This is a genomic window from Vibrio syngnathi, from assembly GCF_002119525.1.
Taxonomy (GTDB): domain Bacteria; phylum Pseudomonadota; class Gammaproteobacteria; order Enterobacterales; family Vibrionaceae; genus Vibrio; species Vibrio syngnathi.
Map to the genome: position 1 here is coordinate 1,532,477 of NZ_CP017917.1, position 24,413 is coordinate 1,556,889.

Sequence of the window (24,413 nt, forward strand, 5' to 3'; positions counted from 1 at the left end):
TTTAGTCGAATAAATATAATAACAACCATCAGCAGAACAATGCAGGAATTCAGAACATGAAAAAAGAACTTACAAACCAGAATCTTATAAAACAAGAGAAGAGCACATTCGTCATCATTGGTGGCACGTCAGGTATCGGTAAAGCATTGGCGATGCAATTGAGAAACGAAGACAACACAGTACACATTGCCAGCCGACACACAGGCGTAGATATCAATAATGAAAAGTCGATTTGTGAATACTTTGAATCCATCGGTGTGTTTGATCACCTAGTGGTGACTGCAGGCTCTTTCGCTCCAGCAGGCAAAGTCACAGATGTTGCCGTTGAAGATGCAAAATCAGCCTTTGACACCAAGTTTTGGGGAAGCCTAAACGTTGCGAAACATGCTGCGCGCTACATGACATCAAATGGCTCAATCACTTTCACCACTGGCATGTTGTCACGCAAAGTCGTTGCAGGCACTTACGTTAAAACCGCGATTAACGCCGCGCTAGAAAGCGTCACAAAAGTGTTAGCAAAAGAACTGTCACCGATTCGAGTCAACGCAGTGAGCCCCGGCTTAACCATGACAGAAGCGTATAAAAACATGGACGATTCCGCTCGTACAAACATGTACGACAACGCCAAAAACAACCTACCCGCAGGCAAGGTTGGCGAACCTTCAGAGATAGCCATGGGTTACCTGTTCGCGATTAATAACCCGTACGTAACTGGGTCAATCATCGACATCGACGGCGGCGCTCTACTCAATTAAGCCCTCATCACTAAGCCCATCAGAAACAGTAATACACATTAAAGCGAGGGCGCCCAACATCGCGCCCTGTGCTGCCAAAGTTTGAAAATAGGTACATCGTCATGAAACAAGAAACCGTCCATAAAGAAAAGATGCCATTCCAAGTTTGGATACTGACACTCGCAGCGTTTGCAATCGGCACGGCTGAGTTTGTTATCGCAGGCATTCTTCCACAAATCGCCACATCACTTTCGATCACCGAAGGTCAAGCCGGATACCTAATCAGTGCCTACGCGTTGGCTATCGTTATCGGCGGTCCGATCTTAACCATCTACCTTGCGCGCTTTAACAAGAAGATGGTGCTGATTGGCTTAATGGCACTGTTCATCATCGGTAACGTGTTGTCGGCCTTAGCGCCAAGCTACCCATTGCTGCTGGCAAGTCGCGTTATCGCAGGCTTAGTTCAAGGTCCTTTCTATGGCATAGGTGCAGTTGTTGCAACCAACTTAGTGTCTGAAAAAATGGCAGGTAGGGCCGTTGGCCAGATGTTCGCGGGCTTAACACTCGCTAACGTTCTTGGCGTTCCAGCTGGTACATGGGTCAGCTTGCAATTCGGCTGGCACACCACTTTCTTTACCGTGGCAGCACTTGGCACTATCGCGATGCTTGCCATTCTGACTTCGATTAAATCGGCCGGTCACAGTGAAGCGAAAGACATCAAAACTCAGCTTCTAGCGTTCAAAAATCCAATGTTACTGATCAGCTTAGCAATCACCGCTTTTGCTTGGTCTGGCTTCATGACGCTTTACGGCTACCTTGCGCCAATTGCCATGCACATCACAGGTTACAGTCAAGAATCTGTAACTTGGATCTTAGTGATTGTGGGTGTTGGCTTAATCATCGGTAACACCTTGGGCGGGCGTTCTTCAGATAAAAACCTAGGCAAAGCTTCAATGTTTTGGGCTGTCGCGATGATCATTTCATTGGTGGTGGTTGGCCTTGTGGTAGACAACAAAATCCTCTTCGTTGCCGCTGCATTTGTCTTTGGTATTGCGTCATTTGCGAACGTTCCTGCCATGCAGCTTCGAGTAATGAACCACGGTGGCGAAGGGCAAGAGCTAGCAGCAACCGCGAATATCTCAGCGTTTAACTTAGCCAATGCCTTTGGTGGATTCCTTGGCGGCATGGTACTCGACAGCCAACTAGGCGCAGGAATGATTCCGTTCGCAGCCATTGTGGTTCCTATCGTCGGCTTGTTCTTAATCGCTAAAGCTAACCGAAACGAGAAACCACAAAGCAACTCAATATTTGCACCAACAGAAGCTAAATAATTTAAGAATTCCGTAACTTCAAAGTGCCAATTCATTATCAAACTGGAATTGGCACAGCACTAAAAAATTCATAAAGGTAGAGACCATGAACAAGTTATTCGAAACATCAGAACTGAAAGGCCTAGAGCTGCAAAACCGCGTGGTTATGGCACCCATGACTCGCGCTCGCACTAGCCAACCTGGAAACGTGCCAAACGACATGATGGCGACTTATTACCAACAACGAGCAAGTGCAGGGCTAATCATCACTGAAGCCACACAGATTTCAGATGACTCTCAAGGTTACTCATTCACACCCGGCGTTTATACCGATGCTCAAATCGAAGGTTGGAAATCAGTAACAACAGCAGCAAAAGAGCAAGGTGCCGCGATATTCTGCCAACTATGGCACGTGGGTCGGGTGTCTCACCCTACCTTTCAAAAAGGCGAGTTGCCGATTGCACCTTCAGCACTGGCACCTATAGAAACGCAGGTTTGGATCTCTGATGAGAATGGAAACGGCAACATGGTGGATTGCATCCAACCAAGAGAGATGACCCAAGCCGATATCGACCGTGTGGTTCAAGATTTTGCGAACTCAGCGAAGAAAGCCGTCGAGGCAGGGTTCAACGGAGTGGAGATCCACGGCGGCAATGGTTACCTCATCGACCAGTTCCTAAGAACCAATTCGAACAAGCGCACCGACAACTATGGCGGCAGCCGCGAGAGCCGACTTCGCTTTCTAATCGAAGTGGTGGACGCAGTCATTGAGGCAATTGGTGCCGACAAAGTGGGCGTACGTTTAGCTCCCTTCATCACCTTCAAAGACATGAACTGCCCAGACATCGTGCCAACGATTTTAGAAGCGTCAAAGGCGCTACAAGCGCGTGACATCGCTTATCTGCACCTATCAGAAGCCGATTGGGATGACGCACCTGTTATCCCTGAAAGCTTCCGTGTGGAGTTAAGAGAATTGTTCTCTAACACCATCATCGTTGCTGGCAGCTACACACCAGAACGCGCCGAAGAAGTGTTAAGCAAAGGCTACGCCGATCTCGTCGCATTTGGCCGCCCATTCGTTGCTAACCCAGACCTAGTTTCACGCCTACAAAATGGCAGCGAACTATCCGATCTTGATGGCGCAACGCTATTCGGCGGAAACGAAAAGGGCTATATCGATTACCCAGCGTTGTAACGAGTAAGTACCAAAACAAACATTAAGCCTGCATGACTCCTGCAGGCTTGACTGTCTAGAAACGTGACCGATTCGATACCTTTTCACACTCAAAAATCTACTTGCATATTTTGACTTAAACCACTGTTATATTTGAACTTTACATAAAATTTAAATTATAAAAATATCAATAATAATTAAAATTTAAACAGATAAATGAGGACTCTCCATTGTTCAACGTAGGACAGGTTTACAATCGACGCTCAGATATACACGCTCATTACAAAGGTCAGCAATATGGTGGTATCGCTACGCCTGCAGCCCACCCATATGTATTTATCTTCACTAGCGATGCTGGTGAAGAATTTGGCTACTCTGATGGTTTTAGTGCAGACGGCACTTTCCGATATACGGGAGAAGGGCAAGAAGGTGATATGCAGATGGTTAAAGGAAACTTGGCCATCTTTGAACACCAAAACAACCTCAAAGAGATTCTCTTATTTGAATCTGTCTCAACTGGTTTTGTTAGATTCGTCGGAGTCTGCAACTACATCTGTCATCATATTGAGCAACGCCCCGACAAGAACGACCAACTTCGTGATGCAATAGTTTTCCATCTAGATATCGTCCCACAAAGTGTCGGCAATACCATTCAAACACCAAAAGCTTCATACCTAACGAAGCCAACTAAAAGTAAATCCTTGAAGCAATTACGAGACATCGCTTTAGCTTCAACGCCACTTCAAGCTGACCCTAAAGAGCAACTCACGCACGTGAAGTATCGTAGTGAAGCCATTAAGCTTTACGCAAAAAAGAGGGCAAATGGTATCTGTGAAGGTTGTGGAGTACCCTCACCTTTTGAGACCAAGTCAGGCCCTTACCTAGAAGTACATCACCTGACACGGTTAGCTGATGGCGGCGCTGATTGCCCCGAAAATGTGATTGCACTTTGTCCGACTTGTCATCGTGAAGCGCACTACTCGGTGGGAGCTGCAGATTTCAATGCAAAACTCATCGAGAAAGCACTAAAGATTGAAGAGCAACTGTTGTAAAAATTTCCGACAGGCAAAAGAAAGGCTCGCGTGACTAGTGCGAGCCTTATGCAGTTTAGGGGGTAAACCACAATCTGATATTAATTTGGGATAATTATTTAACTTATGAGCCAGTATGCACCTGTGCGCATTGATGTACTATTTTTATATGATTCATCGCGATAAATCAATCGATAAAAGTTAGAGTTTGGTCAATTTAAACCATACAGATTGAAATAATTTAGCGATCTAGATCTCGAAAATCATCATAAAACCCATAAAAATCAGATCTATAGGCTTCTCATTTGCCAGTAGCCTTCACCATTGGTCGAGAGTTGGCTGTGTAAATAATCAAGCGTATCTGCGACCGTTCCTGCTATGCCTTGTGGTGGGTTAAATAACAACAAACCGCTGCCGATGAGGCGATCATCCCCTTTCGGGTCTCGAAGGCGAAGCTCCGACTTCATCGGACTTGGCAGCAAACCATCTTTCACGGCTGTCACACAGTGGTTCAAAATCAGTGAGCTCTTGTCATCTGTATAAAGCGGATACCAAATCAGGGCTGATACTTTTTCAGATTGCTGATACGCCTTAACCAAAGCATCAATCACCGCAAGATATTCAGCATCGGTTTCATAGGGAGGGTCGATAACAATCAGGTGGTGGTTTTCGTGCTTAGCTACGTCATCAGGCAACGCTTTGAGCCCGTCACCTGCGGTAATGGTGAGCTTGCTTGAAACATCAAGGTCACGTTGTAACTTCTCAATATTGGTTTGCAGTAAATCAGCTTCGTCTTGCTGAATATCTGAAAAATAGAAGCTATCTTGGCTGCGGCCTTGTTGATATGTAATGGCGGCAGAACCGGGATACAAAGAGATAAGTTGATTCGGATTGTAGCATTCCAGCACCGACATAAAAGAAGCGAATGACTCTGGAAGGTAAGCCTTATTGCGCCACAAGTACCCAACCCCTTCAGCGAACTCGCCTGCATGATTGCTTGGTGCTGTGGTGAGGTCATAACACCCTGTACCTGAGTGCGTGTCGATAACATTGAGACGTGAATGCTGCTGCATTAATGACTGAACCAGAGCACTCAAAACTGGATGCTTTAACGCATCACCGTGATCGCCTACATGACATTGATGTCGATATTCCATTCCCTTGCCTCATTTCTACTAACGTCATATAAACATACTTCATATCATGTGTGCTTGCTTGTTCAATCCATTGTTTTTTGAAATAGCCTCTCTTTTAACTAACTGACTGACTCTTATAAAAAATAAAGCCCTTCGTCTTGCTACAAACGAAAGGCTTTGCTGAACTCACTCGTTAGTCAATGAGGACTAAGGCTGAGCGCTATCTAATTAGAAAACTTAAGCAATCAGGAAACTAAGGATACTCACCCTCAACTTCGATTACTGGTTTCACCTGATAGTGACAAGGCTGCAATCCAAGTAATTTAGGTAGGGTGATGCCTACTGAAATAGAGGACCACGTACCGCTGACAATACCAACAACGAGTGCAATAGCGAAACCTTGCAGTGCCGCACCACCAAGTAGCCAAAGCGCAGATACGGTGATCAGCGTCGTTCCTGACGTCACCATGGTGCGTGAGAAGGTCGCTTTAACTGATCCGTTAAGCAGGTTGTCAGTATCACCGTTTGGATTGCCACGAAGCATTTCACGGACACGGTCGGCAATGATGATCGAGTCATTCAATGAATAACCGAGAATCGCTAACACGGCCGCCAATACGGTCAGATTGAACTCAAACTGAGTAAAGGCGAACAAACCTAAGATAAGCGTCACGTCGTAAATGATTGCAGCAATAGCACCAAGTGCCAAACGCCATTCAAATCGTACACTCAGGTACAGCATGATCATTAGGAAACACACCAATACCGCCAAGCCACCTTGGTCAACCATGTCTTGACCCACCTGAGGGCCAACCACGCTGCTGTTCAGCACTTTTACTTGGTCACTTACAGAAGACAAAGCATCCACTAAGTTTGGCTGTGGCGCGTCTGTCAGTTGGCTGTAACGAATCGTCCAGCGATCCTGCTCTGCCATACCAACCACTTGTACGTCTTGTTGGAAAGCCGTATCAAGTTTGGTTTTTAACGCATCTTTGGTTACTTGATCAGAGAGTTGAACTTCAGCAACTACACCGCCAGTAAAGTCCAAGCCCCAGTTAAAACCTTTCACTGCCACCAGCATCACAGAGCTCATGAACAGCACAATAGAAATCACAGACATCACCTTACGAAGGCGAGTCATATTGCTGTCTGAAATATAGCGGTCTGAAATAGTCATATTTGAAGTACTCATGTTTAAATCCTTACATCGTGGCGTTGGTCACGCCCCCAAACCAAATTGATGATCGCTCGTGAAGCAAAAATGCCCGTAAACATACTGGTTAGAAGACCCAAGCCCAGTGTCAGAGCGAAGCCCTGAATCGGTCCATTACCAATGGTATATAGAGCCACAGCAACAATCATGGTGGTGACGTTAGCATCAAAAATAGACGAGAATGCGCTATCGAAACCACGGTCGATAGAGCTCGCAAAGCTGCGTCCCTCTTTCATCTTGTCTCGAATACGTTCGAAGATAAGCACGTTAGTATCCACCGCCATACCGACGGTCAGTACTAAACCAGCAATACCCGGCAGAGTTAATACCGCACCCGGTAGCAGCGCAATCAAACCAAACAATGTGGTCATGTTAACCACCAACGCGCAGTTCGCGACCCAACCAAGACGGCGATACCATAGCGCCATAAACGTTAGCGTAAGGCCAAGGCCAAGTGCCAAAGCAGCAAAGCCGTTAGTTACGTTTTCGGCACCCAGAGATGGGCCAATAGTACGTTCTTCAATGATGGTCACTGGCGCAGTCAATGAACCCGCACGCAGCAGTAACGCCAGCTCTTGCGCTTCAGCCAAGCTGCCAGCACCAGTAATTCTAAAACGGCTACCCAGTTGAGACTGGATGTTTGCCACACTGATCACTTCACTGTCTTGCTTGCTGTTGCCCGCTCTATCACGGCTGTATTCGCTGTACACCGTTGCCATTGGCTTACCGATGTTATGACGTGAGAACTCAGACATCTTCTTACCACCAGAAGAATCTAGGGTAATGTTTACTTCTGCGCTGCCCATCTCACCAATACCACTGCGAGCATCGATAATGTGCTCACCGCTCAATACCGCTTTACGTGCGACAACGACACGGTTGCCGTCTGAATCTTTTAGCGTTTGAGTATTGCGAGTTGCATTGTCGTACACAGAATAGAATGCTAATGAAGCCGTAGCACCAATCACGTCTTTCGCCGCTGCAGGGTCTTGTACACCTGGCAATTCGATACGAATACGGCTTTCACCTTGGCGTTGAATCGATGCTTCTGTGATGCCTAATTCTTCAATACGGCTGCGCATGATTTGCAGGTTTTGTTGAACCGTAAGGTTGCGTAGCGTTCTTTGTTCTTCTTCAGACTGAGTTAACGTTAGCGACTTGTCTGAGCGGTTACGTAGCCATTGTGGGAACTCTTGACGAATCAGGTTCTGTGCTTTTTCGAAATCGGCGTCGGTACGGAAATCAAACTGAACTTGGTTGTTGACCACTTTACCGCGTGCATAACGCACCTCGCTGGTGATCTCGTCGACCATCGCTTGAGCTTGCGCGTGATAAACCGGCTCCATATCTACTTCTAATAAGAACTGCACGCCACCACGTAAATCAAGGCCTAACTGAATCGGCGCAAAACCCATGTCAGTCAGCCATTTTGGCGCTGCTGGCTCCATAGCAAGAGCAACCGTCGCGTTGTCGAGGAAGCGCTCATTAAGCACCTCTTTGGCTTTCGCTTGTTGCTCGGCATCTTCTAAGATCACCACTAAACGTTTGTCTTTTTGAAATGCAGATTTGGCTTGAATGCCCTCACTAGCAAGGTATTGCGTCACTTGAGTAGCGTCGATTGTCTGCTCAGAGCGATTGCTGATTTGAACCGATGCATTCTCGCCATACCAAGAAGGTAAGGCACTTAGAATCATGATGATGATGGTGGCGATAAGCACCACGTATTTCCACTTTGAGTAGTGGTTAATTTGTTTTCTTGGAATGCGTTTTTTCACAGTCAAGATCTCTTCTTTTTACCAATCACCGTAAACACAAGCTCAAAAATTGCGCTGAAAAAAAGCAGTGATCGAGCGTTTTAACCAGCTAGGATGGCCAGTTATTTACTACGATTGGTATGTCTAATGTTTTGCGAACACGAACGTCAACTAGTCACAACCAGAACAAGCTAATTGAGTAATAGTGTGGCTAATAATTGTGTGTCGCTATATTTGGTTAATTGGCGAGATCAACGGACACAAGGCGACCATCGATACGACCAATTTAGGGTCAAATGATTAGCTAAGAAGCTCTCGGAAATGCGAGTATTGGATGTTGCCCTCTTTCCACCCCGAAAGCCGGGAGGACGGAGAACTCACAATACTGGTCCAGTGCTGCTTGGAATCCAACAATGGTGTGTTGAAAAGCAGAGAAGCCAGTAATGAAGGGGGAGAGAAGTCGATCAATAAGTGGTAAGCAGGCTCTAGGTCAGCCACGCTTTCTTGCTCATTACTGAGTATGCGTCTGAAGTTTGCAGCTTGGAGGCTCGACTCGGTGTCATGATAGTTGGAACTGTCACCATAAGGCACGGCACCAAACTGAACTTTGTCGCACTCTAAGTAACTAGACGCGTTATCCGTAGTGGCTTGTTTACACTGTTTTTTCGAGGAAGATTGTTCACTCTGCGAAGATTGCTCTTGAGCCGAGTATATTTGAAACGGCTTAGAAGGAAACGAATAGCCGTTAGAATTCACTAAGCCAAAGCTCAGTAAAAACAACATTAAGACTAATCGGGTACCTAGTTTAAGCAATTAACAACAATCCTGAATGGTAAACACTGCGACAATATATAACAGCCATGAAAGTTACAATTGATTTAGAAACACAACCGAACACATTTGACACTACGCTGACAATTTCTGACCTCCTAGCGCTGTATTCACGCATCCACAATCGCCAGAAAACAAAAAGCCAAGCAGTGGCTGCTTGGCTTTAGTTTGGTCGCGTTAACAACGATTTAAACTGTCTTTTTCACGTTCTACTCTAGGCTTTAGGCTTTAGGCTTTAGGCTTTAGGCTTTAGGCTTTAGGCTTTAGGCTTTAGGCTTTAGGCTTTAGGACGCATGATGTTCTTAACCTTACGGCTGTTCTCACCAAAAACACGCTGTATTCGATCATTCATATCTTCAGTGGATATCGATCTCGCCACGCGCTCAACTTGAGACAAAGCTTCGATATCGTAACCATGAAGTAGATAACGAGACACATACCACGCTTGGTCAATAGAGCTCATCTCGAGAGGCGTGAAGTCAGCTTCAAACTGTTTCACAACCGCTCGCATTTCCTCTTCAGAAACGCCTTGCAGAAGGTCAGTAATCACCTTATCGATCGCCACTTCGACTTTATCAACGTTCTCTGGCGCTATCATCGCACCGATAACCCACTCATCACTCAACTCACTATCTGCAGACGCTGAATACGTATAAGGCGAGTAATCTAAGCTTAACTCTTCACGAATATAAGTATCTAAACGAGCCGCCAGCAAGCGTTGCAGTAAGTCTTCCATGAAAACATCTTTTGCCGACACTTTAACTTCAATACTAGGCTCAGAGATAACTCTTAGGATGTACTCTGCGCTATTCACGTTGTTGATGGCTAGATCAATGCGAGACTCTGATGATGGTTTGTAAGCCACCTTAAAGTCAGGCACTACCGCTTTTTCCAATGGAATCGAAGCCAAATATTGCTGAACCAAAGGCTTGAGTACGCTTGGGTCAATATCACCAACGATCACCAATTGGTTATGCCTCATTTGACCAAACAGTTGCTGATGAAGATGACTGATATCTTCCACAGAAACGGCTTCAACACGCTCTTTATCAACAAAGAGGTGACGACCGTCAAGATGATAGAGATTCTGGTTTATCGCGCGTTCAAACTGTCCAACAGAACTGCTCAAGAAAGACTCTCGACCTTGTACAAACTCTTGCTTCACCGCCTCTAACTGCTCGGGATTAATTTTAGGCGCAGTTATGAAAGTATAAAGTGCAGCAAACGTATCTTTAAGCCCATCTTTTTGGATATTAAATTCAATACCGTGACGAGTGCTGCCTATAAAAGAGTCGGCTTGAATATTTTCACGGTCAAAGTACGCGTGAAGTTCAGAGCCGGTCAATTCCCCCACACCACTTCGCGCGAAAGTAGGTAGTGCTATCTCAACTGCTGGGTATAAGCTTGGATCCAAAGCGGCCTTTCCACCCAAGCTCATGTACATCACGCCAACATCATCATTCGCCTGTGAATCGCGCAGGTACCACATATCAATACCATTACTTAGCGTCCATTTTTGAATGTATGGATCGATAGATATCTGTTCAACCAGCACAATATCGCCTTGCGAACTCGGCACAGCAAAAGCACTCCCCGCCGATGCAACCAACGGCGCTGTACCCGTTTCGCTATAAGTGGCTTTCAAGCTATCTAAAGAGTTATTGATAGCTGCTCTGTTTTCAGTCTCATTCATGCCAATGATCATGAAATAATCACCAGAAAGTATGCTTTTTATGTTGTCATTAATAGCTTCAAGACTGACGTTGGAAATGAAAGCTTCCATACTTGCCTGAAAATCTTTCTGTGATTGAACGATTCGACCCGTCACTAAGGCACTTGCCTTATTGTTCGCGTGATCGACACCGTCCTCTTTATCCCAATCATGCTCAATATTATCGAGCAAGTTTTGGTAGTAGTGCTGTTCACCAACAATCTCCGCTTCCGAGACACCGTAATCACGCAATGATGCCAACGTCGAGAGCATCTTTTGCTGAGTCACTTCACGGCTTCCAACAGGGAATCCAATACTGGTTGATGAGTAAAGCAGAGCACCCATTTCAAGACTGTCTGACGCTATCCATTGAGTCGGCAAAGCCGCATCATTAAATACCGCCTCAAGTCGTTGTTGAATCAATAACTGAGAGGTTTCATCCAACCAACGTTGATGCTGTTGATCGTGAGTTTCAATGATGTTTGAGCCTCGGTTAAACGTCAGTGAGATACTTGGGGCTTCTCTCTTCGTATACTCAACATAGTCACCTTCGTTGAAAGTGGTGATTTTCTGTTTGACTGGTTTCGGTGTTTCACCACGCTGCCAACTAGAAAACTTCGCTTCGATTAATGGGATCACAGTTTCGATATCCACATCACCAGAAACAACGAGCTCTGCGATTTGAGGTTGATACCAAGTCTGGTAAAAGTCGGTTAGGGTTTGAGAAGTAGCATTTACAACCGATTCTTTGGTTCCCAATGCATCTTGAGATTCATACGGGCTACCTTCAATAAAGTGGTCATAAAACACTTCAGGGAATGATTTATCGTCAAGGCGAGCCATACGAAACTCCCCAAGAACCACACCTTTTTCTTTTTCAACTTCTGAACTGGCGAGATCCAACCCATCACCAATGTCACGCATCCACTTCAAGGCAGACTGTAATTGGACATTATCGGGTAAATCTAGCTGGTATACCGTCTCTTCATAAGAAGTGTAGGCATTAATATCAGCCCCAAAACTAGCACCTGCATCTTCAAATAGGCGAATCACGTCGTTTTGAGAGAAGTTCTTACTGCCATTGAATGCCATGTGCTCGACGAAGTGTGCATAACCTTCTTGTTGGCGAGTTTCTTGAATCGAGCCTGCATGTACGACTAAACGAACAGACACCGGCGCTTCATGATCAGGGTAAACATGGTAGGTAAAGCCATTCTCTAGCTGGCCTGAAGTCCAAGCCGGATCTGGTTGGATGAAGGTTTCCGTCGTTTTCGATGTAGAACTACAGCCAACTAAGGTAAGGCATAATGCCGTCGCTAAATAATTTGTTTTCATAACAACCTCTTAATGTCATCTGTCGACAATATACATGCAGAGTTAATGATTATTATTTAATACTGAACCGAATGAGTATCTTTGTGATCTAGATCTTTATTTTATAAATTATAACTAGATTATATAAGATTCGAATTACTAGCATTTAAAAGTCACTACCTAGTTTAAAAGTCAGTCACTAGTTTAAAAGTAGCAAGCTTGAAAGTGATAAATTAAAAAGTGACAAGCTTGAAAGACTAACCCTAACCCAAATAAAAAAGCCAAATGACTGTGCATTTGGCTTAGATTCGACATCATATATTCAGGGTGCAAGCGACTTTTCTAAAAAGTCACTTTACTCAATCAGCTTAACTTTGTGGCCTTAACAAATTCTTCAACTGATAGCTGTTATCTCCAAAAATTTCTTTAGCATACTCAGTCATATCTTCACTAGAAATTGAATCTGTCGTTCCCTGTAAGTCAAACAGCGCCTCAACACCATAGTCATGAATTATGTAACGTGAAATAAACCAAGCTTGTTGCGTGGGCTTATATTGAAGTGGCGTGAGGTCGGCCATTAACTGCTTAGCTGCCGTTCTAGTCTCGTCTTCAGAGATCCCTTTAACGGCTTCAGCAATAACTTTATCAATCGCCTGTTCAACCTGATCTAAGTTTTCAGGGGCTGTTAAGGAGCCCACAAACCAGTCATAACTTGGCTCACTATCTTGAGCGACCGAATACACATAAGGTGCATAATCCAAACCTAACTCTTCACGAACGTAAGCCGTTAGGCGACTCGACAATACGCGCTGCAGCATATCATCCATAAACACATCTTTTGCTGTTTTATCCCGAGCTTGCTGGGAAATAATACGCAATAAGTACTGGCTGCTGTCTTCATTGTTGATCGATACATCAATTCGCTCTTCTGAATCCGTTTTATAAGCTACCTCATAATCAGGAGATTCAACCGCTTCTAGTGGCAATGAAGCAACATATTGGCGTAGGAGAGGCTTAATTTCAGAGGGCTTAATATCAGCAACGATGACAAGCGTATTGTCTCTTAACTTCTGAAAGAGTTGATGCTGTAGGTCAAGTATATCTTGAGGTTTAACCGCTTCAATATCTTCACTTTCCAGCATGATATGACGACTACTTGGCTGGTAGCTGTTGCGATTCACCATCTGGGTAAACTGCCCCATTGGCGTTTCTAGATAGGCAGTACGACCTTGTGCAAATTCAGATTTCACAGCCTCAAGCTGATCGCTGTCAATTTTAGGTTCGGTCACAATGGTATACAGTGCAGCCAAGCCTTCTGCGAGCGTCTTCTTCTTAGTGTTTATCTCCAACCCGTGATGAGTAAAGTTAATGAAAGGGTAAATTTGAATGTCTTTGCGTTTCAAATGGGCATTTAATTCCGAGCCACTGAATTTACCAACTCCACTGCGATTCGAAGCTGGAATAGCCACCTCTAGCGCAGGATATAAAGAAGAATCAAGGGCAGCTTTGCCACCTTCACTCGCATAATAAACACCAACATTGTTGCCCGCCTCAGGGTTTCGTAAATACCAAACTTCGATGCCGTTACTCAATGTCCATTGCTGTAAGTTAGGCTCCTCACTCACCTGAACTTGTTTCACAATTTCGCCTTGAGACGCTGGCACGCTAAAGGCAGAACTGGCGGTTACGAGCAGTGGTTTATTACCCGTCTTTTTATAGGCTTTTCTAACATCTTTTAGCTCGTTATCCATTGCTAACATGTCTTCCTTAGAAGATAAACCTAACCCCAAAATATAAGGGCTAGAAAGCAAATCATCTAAGTTATCATTCACGGCCTCGAGATCCGTATTCGCAAGAAACGCTTTCAAGCTCGACTTATAATCGAGCTGTGATTGAACGGGTTGGTTAATCACCAATGCCGTCGACTTACCGTCAGCATGAGTTACGGCATCCATTTGATCCCAGTTAACTTGAATATCATCAAGGTTCGCTTGGTATTGCTGTAGCACACTCGCCAACTCATATTCGCTTACGCCATAATCACGCAAAGAGGCGAGAGTAGAAACAAACTGCTGCTGACTTTGATCTCGGCTATCAACAGGAAAACCGACGGTAGTAATCGAATACCTTTGGTACTCTAATAAGTAGGGAGTTGAAGCAACCCATTGCACGGGCAACGCAGCGTCAACAAAATCAGAGTTCAATCTTTGTTGGATAAGTTGTTGAGCAATATCATCTAACCAAAGCTGATGTTGTTGCTCATGGCTCTGTGTCACTCTTTCCCCACGATCAATCACTATCCCGATGCTCGGTGGCTCGACCCCAGATCCATACGCCACAAAATCTTGAGTATTGTAATCCGTTGATGTGTTCTTCACGGGAACCGGTGTTGCGCCTCTTTGCCAGCCAGAGAAACGTTCTTCAATCAAAGGGATCACTTCTGCCAGTGTGATATCGCCAGAGACAATCACTTCGGTTAACTGAGGTTGATACCAGGTTTGGTAAAAATTCTTTAATTCTTGAACATTCGCATTGGAAACGGATTCTTTATTACCAATGGGATCGTTACTTTGGTAAGTCGTCCCTTCAACCAGATGATCGTAGAACTTAAACGAGAGAGGTTTATCTTCAACTCGCGTGTATCGAAACTCTCCAAGTATCACACCTTTCTCTTTTTCGATTTCAGCTTCGGACAGCAATAAACCATCGCCAATGTCTCTAAACCAAGCCAGCGCTTTGTCTAGGTTCTTATTGTCGGGTAGATCTAACTTATAGAGGGTTTCTTGGTAAGAGGTGTAAGCATTTAAGTCAGCACCAAAGCTGGCACCAGATTGCTCAAATAGCTCGACCACATCATTTCCAGAAAAGTTCTTGCTGCCATTAAACGCCATATGCTCAACAAAATGGGCGTACCCTTTCTGTTGTTCGCTCTCTTGCAAAGATCCGGCATGCACAAGTAAGCGTACCGAAACCGGTTGTTCTTGGTCAGGGTAAACATGGTAGGTTAATCCGTTATCTAACTCTCCTTTGACCCAGTACGGATCGGATTTCAATAACGTTTGTTGCTGAGGAGTAGAGCTGCAACCTAGCAATGTGGAGCTCAATACGACGACTAAATAGTATGCTTTCATAACGATCTCTTTGAAGGGCTTCCCTCCAATATATCTGATCGTCAAAGTGTAATAATTTCATATAAATTCAGTTATTTAAATTTTGAGAGACAATCTAAACATGCGTGAAACTGTCAACTTTATAAATTACACAAGCTGAGCGTCATAGGTTGTAGATCGAGGTATCAGGTCCTCTTAGATTCACTTCATCTCCAAGCTTATGATTAGATTCTTTTAAACTAATTTATTGGATTCCTTTAAACAGGTTTCTCACATCCCTTTAAAAAGAGCTTGCGAGGCGCGACTGATCGGTAGCTTCTCACCTGACACATAAGCCGACATCTGACCGGAGAGCCCTTTCTTCACCTTATCAATGGCAGACACTTTAACCACCACCGAGCGGTGGATCTGCCAAAACTCATCTGGGTTAAGCTGCGCAATCAACTCTTTTAGCGACACGCGAAGAATAAATTCCTCTAGCAAACTGCCTTGGCCTTTTTTGAATATCGAGACGTACTTGTCTTCCGCTTTGAAGTAAGCGACATCATCGACGGCGATAAGGTGGATGTCTTCCCCAACACTGGCTTTGAGCCAAGTAAGATGTTTCTTCTGCTGTTGATAAAGGGGCTGAGATTGAGAAGGAGACTGCATTTGCTGTGACGTCGATTGTGATAACTGTTGAAGCTGAGCCATTAACTCCGTGATATCCGGTTGTTCTGGCGTAATACCTGATTGCGCTTGGTTGCTCGACAGACGAGCTTGCACCTTCTGACAGGTGGCGAGTAAGCGCTCTTCATTGATCGGTTTAAGTAGGTAATCCATCGCATTGTGCTCAAACGCTTTAACTGCGTATTCATCATAAGCGGTAATGAAAACCACCAAGGGCGGCGAATCTAGCTTGTTCAATTGTTTAGCCAGCGAGATACCATCCAGCTCCGGCATACGAATATCAAGAAAGACCACATCAGGCTCAAACTGCTGAATACTCTGCATCGCCTCCAATCCATTTGTTGCCTTGCTGACAATCTCTAGCTCAGGCCAAACCTCAGCAAGGCTCTTGTCGAGATGGTGTCTTAACAGTGCTTCATCGTCTGCGATAATTGCCGTTACGTTCGGCTTTACTGCTGGGTTAATCATTATTATTCCTTTAAATTCACACTGTAAATCGTCTGTTTGTAGTCACTGTTCTTAGAGTTTCGGCTCATCGTTCTCGGAGCCAGTTTCACTGATGAGCGGTAATAAGATAGTTGATACCACCCCGCCCTCAGCTTGTTCAGTAATCGTGAGGCTAGCCTTATCACCATAAAGGGTTTCGATTCTCTGACGAATATTGCTTAACCCAACACCATGCCCCGTATTCGCAGAAGGCGTTTTCAGCCCCGCGCCATTATCTGAAACTTCAATTTTTAGCTGTTGTGCCTGTTGAGCAATGTGGATATTCACTTGGCCACCCGCGGCTTTAGGCTCAATACCGTGAGTTAATGCGTTCTCGACCAAGGGTTGAATCAAGAACGGTGGAATCACCTGCAAATCACTAATCTCGTGTGTTTCAATCGAGAACGTTAAGCGCTCTCCCAAGCGTATCTTTTGGATATTAAGATAAGCGTCTAACAAGTCGACCTCTTGTGCGATGGTCGATTGCTCGTTGCGGCTGTTTTTCAAAGTCACACGCAATAAGTCAGTCAGTTTTTCGAGCATCAACTTGGCTTTCGCGCTGTCACTCTCAATCAATACATTGATGGTCGCAAGCGTGTTGAACAGGAAGTGCGGCTCAATTTGGCTCTGCAGTTGCTTAAGCTGACTCAGCACCACCACCTTTTCTTGATCAGCTTGGCGACGCTTGGCCACTTCTAATTCATTGTCGGCACGTAACTGCTGCTCTCGTGTGTAGAAATAGTAATAGCAAACCGAACAGAAGATCACACCGAGCAAGACTACAGATTTAAGGTCCGAGATATTGGCCCCAAAATATCCGTTCAACCAATAGTGCGCGTTCAAGGTACCAAAGGTCATCGCGATCACCATTGAGATACCCACATCAAACACCTTTGATTTCCTCTTAAACACCTCAACCAAGATAAAAGAGGATCCCACCGCGCTGTAACCAAAACCAAAGCTTATCGCGAGATTGACCACAAGACCGCCGCCCCAAATTGTCTGTGTGGTGACGGCAATGATAAAACAAAACAAGGTCGTCAGCGTGAAGCTCTTAATCCATGAAAACTGACTGTTTGAAGAAGTGTTCATTAAAATCGTCCTTTGATATTTAAAAGAATCATATGACTATCGGGTAAGTTGGCGTAAGCAGAATCACTTTTACCGCCTAGAAAGCGTGCAGCAAGTTCCAAATCCAACGATGAATTGCCATTATCTAAAGCCTGATAGTTGAGCCACTGCGTTGCAATGAAACCACCGTCTTGAGGAGACAACATGACGTCGAATGTCGGCGTGATATCTTCAAGCCAGCCATGTGTCGAATCCAAAGACCAGTGAAACATGATGTTGTGTTGAACCAAATTGGCGTGTTGATAACCTTGCGCGTAAGAACCTGCCAATGATGCTGTCATCGGATTAACCGACAAAGACTCAGCACTCCCTATTGCGCTTTGCCACTCAGAGTTACTCCACGCTCGGCTATCAAACCAGTATTCCAGAACGACATTATGGCCAGTGTCATTCGCCCATGTTAAGCCGGCTAACGCTTGATAGGCCTCGCCCTGTTCTTCGAGATAAACAGGTTTAAGCATTGAATTAGGCTGGCTGTAGCCTAAGCTTTGTCTTTGATAGACCGCTGAGCCATGAAACTCCCAAGCGAGATTGAGCACCGATACTAAACTCGCTCCAAGCAAGCCATGGCGCACATCGTCATAATAAGCGACCCATTGAACTTCGTGATCGCCCACTAGGTTGTAACGACGTAAGCCAATCCCTTGTTGTTGGTTCTGCTTTTCGAATTTATTCACGTTTTGGGAAGTCCACGAAGAATCGCTATAAAGCAGCGTCCACTCGCCCGTCATATCGAACAGTGACGCCGACACAATACCCGCGCCCTCTTCTGCGACAATACCGACTGGATTCTGGCGATAAGGCTTGATTATGTCTAAAGGTCGGTAGCCATAACCCACGCCCCAATCAAGGCGAACCTTACCGAGCGTGACATCGAGGTAGTGGTCACCGATTAACGAATTCGACAGCTCAACACCACCTTGCCAAAACAACTCACGCACAATGAATTCCGATTCAAAGCTCGCCTCATTCCCCTGTGGGTCGTTGCTCAAAATATCGTTGGCTTTCACGGCAAACAGACCAAGCCAATTGTTATAACCAATCTCAAGATCCAGCAAGCCATTCAACGACTGACGCTGATCTGATGCCAAAGGAGTGAATGGCGACTCTCTCGATTCAACCGCTTCTGCACTCAGTTGCCAATCCCACGCTAAGCTCAGGTCGTTCGCTTGAATCGTGTTACTCACACAAGACAAGGCAAGCAAAGTAGCGATTGAAGACTTGATGTGGAATAGGCGATTGGGCACTCTCATAAGCTCACCTACAGCCCAGACACGCTGTTACGCGATAGGTAGGCAGGGTTGTAGTATTTGTCTTCCAAGCTTTGTTCAATCACTTCGCGGTACTCAATCACGGTTTTCTTACTCGGCTGAATCTTATCAAGCAAGGTCATCGACACCACTGTTGGTAATCCATCTCGCACGCCTTCAGTAAACCACGCTTGTTTCGCCAGTTTTCCAGAACGCAGATACAGATCCGCTTTAACTGGGAATGCACGGTCTGCTGTTAACCACAGATCAATCGACTGGTAACTCGCCCCCTTGGTTTTCGCCGCGAGCTTTAAGTGATGGGTATCGAGTATTTCGCCAGTCGGCATCTCAACTTGTTGCTCGGCAACCCACTCCCCTTGGTAGTCTTCGCTCCACGTCAGCGTCGAGATGTCCCCAACCGAGGCTTCACCCAATAGTTTTTGCATCGGTGTAATACGAATTGGTCGACGAGATTTCGGCATCAACAACCAATAGTTATCTTCTATCATCAGCATCTTTTGACCTGCCTCAACGGCTGATTTAAAGACCACTAATGACTCTCGATTTGGTCTTGTGTAGACGTTGTATTTACGGGTTTTGTCCAGTTGCTCGTCTTGATATAGCGCCACCAGAGAAACCACTTTAGACGCCTGTTCGCTGTTCAAACGATAGCTGTCAGCCTTGGCGATCATCTCTGTGACTTGTTGTGAATCGACTGCCCAGCTTGGCGCCGATGCTAGAAGCGAAGCCAAAACAGAGCCCAACGCGAAAGCCAAACCCAAGGTATTGAATGAACGAGTTAATCTAGACATAAACCAGTGCCTCCGTGATTGGCTTATTCACGCCTTTGCGAGCAGAGAAATAAGCAGCCAGCAAACATATCGTCAGCACACCCAAAGTGGCGTAACCAACCAATTCCAATGAGAAGTAAATGTTGAGTGGGTAGCCCTCGGTTCGACCCGGAGGTGGTGGCATTTGTATATCAACCACCAGCAATAACACCGACACTAAGCCACTCACTAACGCACCGATCGCACTGCCAATCACCGCCAGCAATCCCGCCTCTTTTAAAAAGCCTGCGACAATTTCAGAGGGGTAACTACCCAGTGCCGACAAGGTGCCGATTTCACGAGTACGTTCTGTCACCGACATGGTCATGGTGTTAAACAAAGACACGAACACCACCAATGCCATAACAGCACCCATGATGCCGAAGATCCGGTCGTAAAGATCTTTAACCTTGGTGTAGAAAAACGCGCGATCTTGCCACGGAGTGATCTCGATCTCTGTGCCTTGATCGTTTTGGCTAGCGCTATTTCGATCTAAAGCAGTTTGAATACGCTGTTGAACAGTCGAGGTCTTGTTGGTTTCAAATAGGAACACCGACAAGGTACTGACTTTGTCTGAGGCCAAAAGTTCTTGAGCAGTGGTGATATGAACATAGAGCTGACGCTTATCCAGCTCAGGAACACCCGTCGAGTAAATACCCTGCACCTTAAAATCAAAGGCATTCAAAGCGCCATCACTGGTGGTGGCTAGCAGCGTTACCCAATCACCAACCGCAACTTTGAGGTTACGAGCCAGATCAGTTCCCAGCATCACTTGTGGCTCTTGGCTGTCGTATCTTGGGGATTTTACATCCGAGAGCGTTTGCCCGCTGCGTACATCTAAGAAAGGACCTTTCATGTCAAACTCGCGCTCATTAACGCCCGTTCCCATAAAAATGGTCGACTTACTGCCATTAGAAACCAAGCCACTAAAATAGACTCGCGGTTGCACACCACGCACGTCATTGTCACCAATAATGCTCTTGGTTAGCGTTTGCACGTTATCCAGACCATTGCTCAGCGGCATGTCTTCATCTTGTTCAAAATATCCCGGCGAGCTCAACGTGAGATGGCCAGTATCACGCGCGGTCGACTCACGTAGAGACTCATAAGTATAAAGCCCGTAGCCTCCTGCCGACGTCAACGCAAATACCGCAATCGCGATAATCAACACCGAAAGCAGGCTGCGTCGACCGTTTCTTAATAAATTAAGCCACGCTAAACGCACCGAAGTTGGAAATAAAAACGTGCTCATTCTTTGTGTTAACTTGCCCATGAGCTCGCCTCCGTGGTTGTATCTTGTGGCGCCAGTTGACCGTCGATAAGTTCAATGACTCGATCGCAGCGCTGTGCCATTCTTGGGTCGTGCGTTGCGACAATAAAAGTCGTGCCCATTTCGTGGCCGAGCTCTTTCATAATGTCGATCACAAGGTTGGCAGTGTGACTGTCTAGGCTCGCGGTCGGCTCATCGGCAATCACCAAGCTTGGGTTGTGAATCAACGCTCTGGCTATCGCGACACGTTGCTGTTGGCCTCCAGAAAGATTATCTGGGCGATGATGAACATAATCCCCCAATCCAACACGCTCCAGCATATGTTGTGCTCTGGTCTGCTGTTCTTGTTTCGAACATTGGTTCAACATCAATGGATAAGCGACGTTCTCAAGCGCGGTCATCACAGGAACCAGATTGAAGCGTTGAAACACAAAACCCAACGACTGACGACGAAAGCGCGCAGCGGTGATCTGCTCTGTTGGATACGGTTGGTCATCAATATTGATTTGCCCTCGATAATCCATATCCAACAAACCAAGAACATTCAAAAGTGTACTTTTTCCAGACCCAGACGGCCCACACAAGGCCACCATTTCACCGCGTTGGATGCGTCCATCGACCCCGTTTAATGCATCAACCCGTTGACCGCCAGTCACATACGCTTTGCCGATACCTTTAAATTCAATCATTTCGTTGTCCTTTGATTACCCATCATTCTTAAGCGTTCGCAGTTGTTAATGAGCTTTAGTAAAACGTTATTTGGCTTTCGCTATTAGGGCCTTCGCAGTCATAGTTTCGATATTGCCAGCATCGGCAGTTTCCATTTGTTCTAGCCACGCTTTTGCTTGCTTTAGATCTTCAGCACGAATCGACGCCGTGATTGCGTAACGGTAAATCCACGAGGTTGCAGCGAAGTGTTGTTGCTGGAAATCATCTTCCGCAAGTAACGAGAGGAACAGGTCATAACCACGATCGAAATGGTTAAACATGTCTGGCAGAGAAGTGTAAGTCACCGCAGCCATGGCGCGAGTTAGGTAAGAATCTGGCAGCCCTTGAACACGAGGTTGCTCATGAATCGGTTGGTCTTCGTCTTTAAGCAGCACCAGTGATTTATCAATGGTTGATAAGCCTTTCTCCACATACTTCATCTTGTTCCAAGGTAAGAACGCATCACGCCCCATCAGGGTTTCTGTGCTTCCGAGGTAAACCAAAGTCAGTGGCGTAGCGCCGTCTTGTTGCAGCGTATCGTTAAGGCGTTCGTAAGCCACCTCAACCAGATCTTCATTGCCTTGCGCGGCTTGATTATAGATATCAAGAACGTCTGAACTTGGGTTAGCCTGCGCCAAAGTGGGTGCGAATGAAACAAGTGCAACCAGTAATGAACGCTTAAGCACAGAAGTGGTAGAGCCTGAATTAAATGAGTGTGAAGTAGTCATGATTTCTAATCCCTTTCAAATGTTGACGTTGAAAGGTTAACTAGAATTTGTCATGCCGTTTTATCAATGCGACGAATGGTAGTAACGAGGAGTGAATGGTTTAGATAGGGTGTGAGTGGTGGGAGCTGCAAACAAAAAGCACGAGTAGGAAAGGATAAAATGAGTGGGCAAAAACGTATCTGACATTTCCCACTTCAGGCCTTGATCTGAGCTGACTCATTTCTGCCCCATTCTGAGTCAGTGCTGGAATTTATTCACATCCTATCAATGCTAGTTTACCCTACTAAAAGTTATCCGATTGACAGGTCTTAGGCACAGAGGAAAAAATGGAACTAAAGCAGGTAAATATAAACCAGCTTCATCAATTGATCAGTACTGCAAGTATCGGTATGGAACTTGAGTTCTGTGTTGGATCAATTCCACCTAAGCATGTACTTTATCGTTCTGTTCAACACGCTCAAAGCGCAAGAGCTGAGATATGGTCACTGCCTTACATGATGTTAAACCAAAACCATGTTGTTGGTTTTTGTGGTTTTAAAGGTGAACCTAAAGCTGGTGAGATTGAAATTGGGTATAATGTTGCAGAGCAGCAACAAGGTCGTGGGTTAGCAAAGTCCGCGGTCAATAAACTTTGCAAAGTAGCGTTTAACTCGGGTTTGGTCGAAAACGTAGTTGCATTGATTTCATCAACTAACGTAGCTTCACTCAGTGTTGTAAAAGCGAACAATTTCGTGTTTCTAGGGGAAGTTGTTGATGACGATAACGAAGAACTAGAAAAATGGGTTCTAAATCTAATTTCGGTAAAGATGACTTAAAAAAAAGTTGAAAACTAATTAATCGATTTATCAGATACGTAACGCGTTGCACTTCGCATCGTGAAAGTATTTGCAACGGTCACGTGCGGTCTAGCTGCGCGTGTTAACCCAATACATTAGCTAATCGGAGAGCCCATAGACTTGCAAATTTGCTAGCTCGGAATTGTCCACAACTTGGATAGACCGATTTTTAGCTCGTGGCACCTTATGACTCAAAGTGCCCTAAACGAGTTCATAATAGATAGCTCATCAAGATAAATACTTCTATAGCCTGATAAATTCATCCCAATAAAGTATCCATTTTTTAGTACGCTGATTTGTTTATATAATAATCAGCGACCTTGATGATCGATTTTTTTACCTGAGCAATTTGTTTTGAATGTGGACACCAAAGGGATATAGGAACCATTATTTCTTGTTTGATCTCGTCACATTTTATCTCTACCAAATTTTCAGTCACATATTCAGAGTCAATTATCGATTTTGGTAAAAGAGCCCAGCCAAAATCATCTTGGACAAGCTTAACAATGACTGCTAATTGATCAACATATTCATGTTTCGAAGAAACAACAGCCTTCTCTGTCATGTTATCGTCGACCATAGATTTCAGTACAAATTGGCGTAAAGACTTCATCGTTGAGAGCGTTTCGTTTGAAGGCTTAGCCGATAATTCACTTCCTGCATGAGCAAATGGAACAAAAGGCATATTCCCTAAAAAAGTAAAATCAATACTATTGATCACTTTGCTTTCGTATATGTTCACAATCCCAAAATGGATGCTTCCATCTTCAATTCCTGCTTTTATTTCTGGTTTCGTCCTGACCAAAAAATTAACGCGCATGGATGGGAAGTCTTCATAAAGCTGTCGACGAATTTTAGAAACAACGTGATGAGGTAAAAAGCTCGCATAAGCAATCGTCACCGACTCTAACCCGCCAAATGAAAGACTCAATGCAAATCTATCAAAAGTTTTAGCCTGCTCTAGTATTTGCTTTGCGTAATGATAAAGGAGTACAGCATCTTCAGTGGGTTCGACACTGCGGCTCAACCTATCGAATAAAGAGATCGCTAACTGGTCTTCTAAACTCGTGATGACTTGTGCAACCGTTGTTCGGTGCTTATTTAATTTTATCGCCGCTTTACTAAAAGCTTGTTGTTCATATACCGCAACGAAAGTATTTAATTGTTCAAGACTAAAGTTCATATCA

General features: G+C 45.1%; 19 protein-coding genes. 5 read left to right on the forward strand and 14 right to left on the reverse strand.

What is annotated here, in order from left to right:
* Window positions 1-56: 56 nt before the first annotated feature.
* The 4 genes from K08M4_RS21660 to K08M4_RS21675 all read left to right on the forward strand — a co-directional run bounded on the left by K08M4_RS21660 (window position 57) and on the right by K08M4_RS21675 (window position 4,270).
* Window positions 57-755 (forward strand): SDR family oxidoreductase, encoded by a 699-nt coding sequence (locus K08M4_RS21660; protein WP_086051443.1) that lies wholly within the window; start codon window positions 57-59, stop codon window positions 753-755.
* A 101-nt stretch (window positions 756-856) separates the two neighbouring features.
* Entirely contained in the window at window positions 857-2,065 is a 1,209-nt protein-coding gene (locus K08M4_RS21665) for an MFS transporter (RefSeq protein WP_086051444.1), read from the forward strand.
* An 85-nt stretch (window positions 2,066-2,150) separates the two neighbouring features.
* The gene (locus tag K08M4_RS21670; RefSeq protein ID WP_086051445.1) at window positions 2,151-3,239 is read left to right on the forward strand and encodes an alkene reductase; all 1,089 of its coding nucleotides are present in this window, start codon (window positions 2,151-2,153) and stop codon (window positions 3,237-3,239) included.
* 209 nt (window positions 3,240-3,448) lie between these two features.
* Window positions 3,449-4,270 (forward strand): HNH endonuclease, encoded by an 822-nt coding sequence (locus tag K08M4_RS21675; protein ID WP_086051446.1) that lies wholly within the window; start codon window positions 3,449-3,451, stop codon window positions 4,268-4,270.
* Window positions 4,271-4,539: 269 nt separating this feature from the next.
* Here the strand turns inward: K08M4_RS21675 and rlmJ are convergent, their stop codons facing one another.
* The 13 genes from rlmJ to K08M4_RS21740 form a co-directional block, all read right to left on the reverse strand.
* Window positions 4,540-5,406: a 23S rRNA (adenine(2030)-N(6))-methyltransferase RlmJ gene (gene rlmJ / locus K08M4_RS21680; protein ID WP_086051447.1), complete on the reverse strand. Its 867-nt coding sequence runs from the start codon at window positions 5,404-5,406 to the stop codon at window positions 4,540-4,542.
* Window positions 5,407-5,638: 232 nt separating this feature from the next.
* Window positions 5,639-6,577, reverse strand: coding sequence for a protein translocase subunit SecF (gene secF / locus K08M4_RS21685; RefSeq protein ID WP_086051448.1), 939 nt, complete (start codon window positions 6,575-6,577; stop codon window positions 5,639-5,641).
* Between the two features lie 2 nt (window positions 6,578-6,579).
* Window positions 6,580-8,379 (reverse strand): protein translocase subunit SecD, encoded by a 1,800-nt coding sequence (secD, locus tag K08M4_RS21690; RefSeq protein ID WP_086051449.1) that lies wholly within the window; start codon window positions 8,377-8,379, stop codon window positions 6,580-6,582.
* A 273-nt stretch (window positions 8,380-8,652) separates the two neighbouring features.
* Window positions 8,653-9,135, reverse strand: coding sequence for a hypothetical protein (locus K08M4_RS21695; protein ID WP_086051450.1), 483 nt, complete (start codon window positions 9,133-9,135; stop codon window positions 8,653-8,655).
* 325 nt (window positions 9,136-9,460) lie between these two features.
* Window positions 9,461-12,229 (reverse strand): M16 family metallopeptidase, encoded by a 2,769-nt coding sequence (locus tag K08M4_RS21700; RefSeq protein WP_086051451.1) that lies wholly within the window; start codon window positions 12,227-12,229, stop codon window positions 9,461-9,463.
* Window positions 12,230-12,576: 347 nt separating this feature from the next.
* Window positions 12,577-15,339, reverse strand: a complete 2,763-nt coding sequence (locus K08M4_RS21705) for a M16 family metallopeptidase (protein WP_086051452.1) — start codon at window positions 15,337-15,339, stop codon at window positions 12,577-12,579.
* Between the two features lie 249 nt (window positions 15,340-15,588).
* On the reverse strand, window positions 15,589-16,455 hold the full coding sequence (locus K08M4_RS21710) for a LytR/AlgR family response regulator transcription factor (RefSeq protein WP_086051453.1): 867 nt from the start codon (window positions 16,453-16,455) through the stop codon (window positions 15,589-15,591).
* Window positions 16,456-16,506: 51 nt separating this feature from the next.
* The gene (locus tag K08M4_RS21715) at window positions 16,507-17,565 is read right to left on the reverse strand and encodes a sensor histidine kinase (RefSeq protein WP_086051454.1); all 1,059 of its coding nucleotides are present in this window, start codon (window positions 17,563-17,565) and stop codon (window positions 16,507-16,509) included.
* The gene (locus K08M4_RS21720; protein WP_086051455.1) at window positions 17,565-18,857 is read right to left on the reverse strand and encodes a hypothetical protein; all 1,293 of its coding nucleotides are present in this window, start codon (window positions 18,855-18,857) and stop codon (window positions 17,565-17,567) included. The genes K08M4_RS21715 and K08M4_RS21720 overlap by 1 nt, the downstream gene beginning before the upstream one ends.
* Window positions 18,858-18,865: 8 nt before the next feature.
* Window positions 18,866-19,666 (reverse strand): outer membrane lipoprotein-sorting protein, encoded by an 801-nt coding sequence (locus K08M4_RS21725; protein ID WP_086051456.1) that lies wholly within the window; start codon window positions 19,664-19,666, stop codon window positions 18,866-18,868.
* On the reverse strand, window positions 19,659-20,957 hold the full coding sequence (locus K08M4_RS21730; RefSeq protein WP_086051457.1) for an ABC transporter permease: 1,299 nt from the start codon (window positions 20,955-20,957) through the stop codon (window positions 19,659-19,661). The genes K08M4_RS21725 and K08M4_RS21730 overlap by 8 nt, the downstream gene beginning before the upstream one ends.
* Complete coding sequence (locus K08M4_RS21735) at window positions 20,945-21,643, reverse strand: ABC transporter ATP-binding protein (protein WP_086051458.1); 699 nt, start codon at window positions 21,641-21,643, stop codon at window positions 20,945-20,947. Before K08M4_RS21735 ends, K08M4_RS21730 begins: the two co-directional genes overlap by 13 nt.
* 66 nt (window positions 21,644-21,709) lie before the next feature.
* On the reverse strand, window positions 21,710-22,390 hold the full coding sequence (locus K08M4_RS21740; RefSeq protein WP_086051459.1) for a hypothetical protein: 681 nt from the start codon (window positions 22,388-22,390) through the stop codon (window positions 21,710-21,712).
* Window positions 22,391-22,716: 326 nt separating this feature from the next.
* Between K08M4_RS21740 and K08M4_RS21745 the strand changes: the two genes are divergently transcribed.
* A complete protein-coding gene (locus K08M4_RS21745) occupies window positions 22,717-23,205 on the forward strand; it encodes a GNAT family N-acetyltransferase (protein ID WP_086051460.1) in 489 nt (162 codons plus the stop codon).
* Window positions 23,206-23,509: 304 nt separating this feature from the next.
* On the opposite strand, the gene K08M4_RS21750 is transcribed toward K08M4_RS21745, so the two are convergent.
* On the reverse strand, window positions 23,510-24,409 hold the full coding sequence (locus K08M4_RS21750) for a LysR family transcriptional regulator (protein ID WP_086051461.1): 900 nt from the start codon (window positions 24,407-24,409) through the stop codon (window positions 23,510-23,512).
* Window positions 24,410-24,413: the final 4 nt, after the last annotated feature.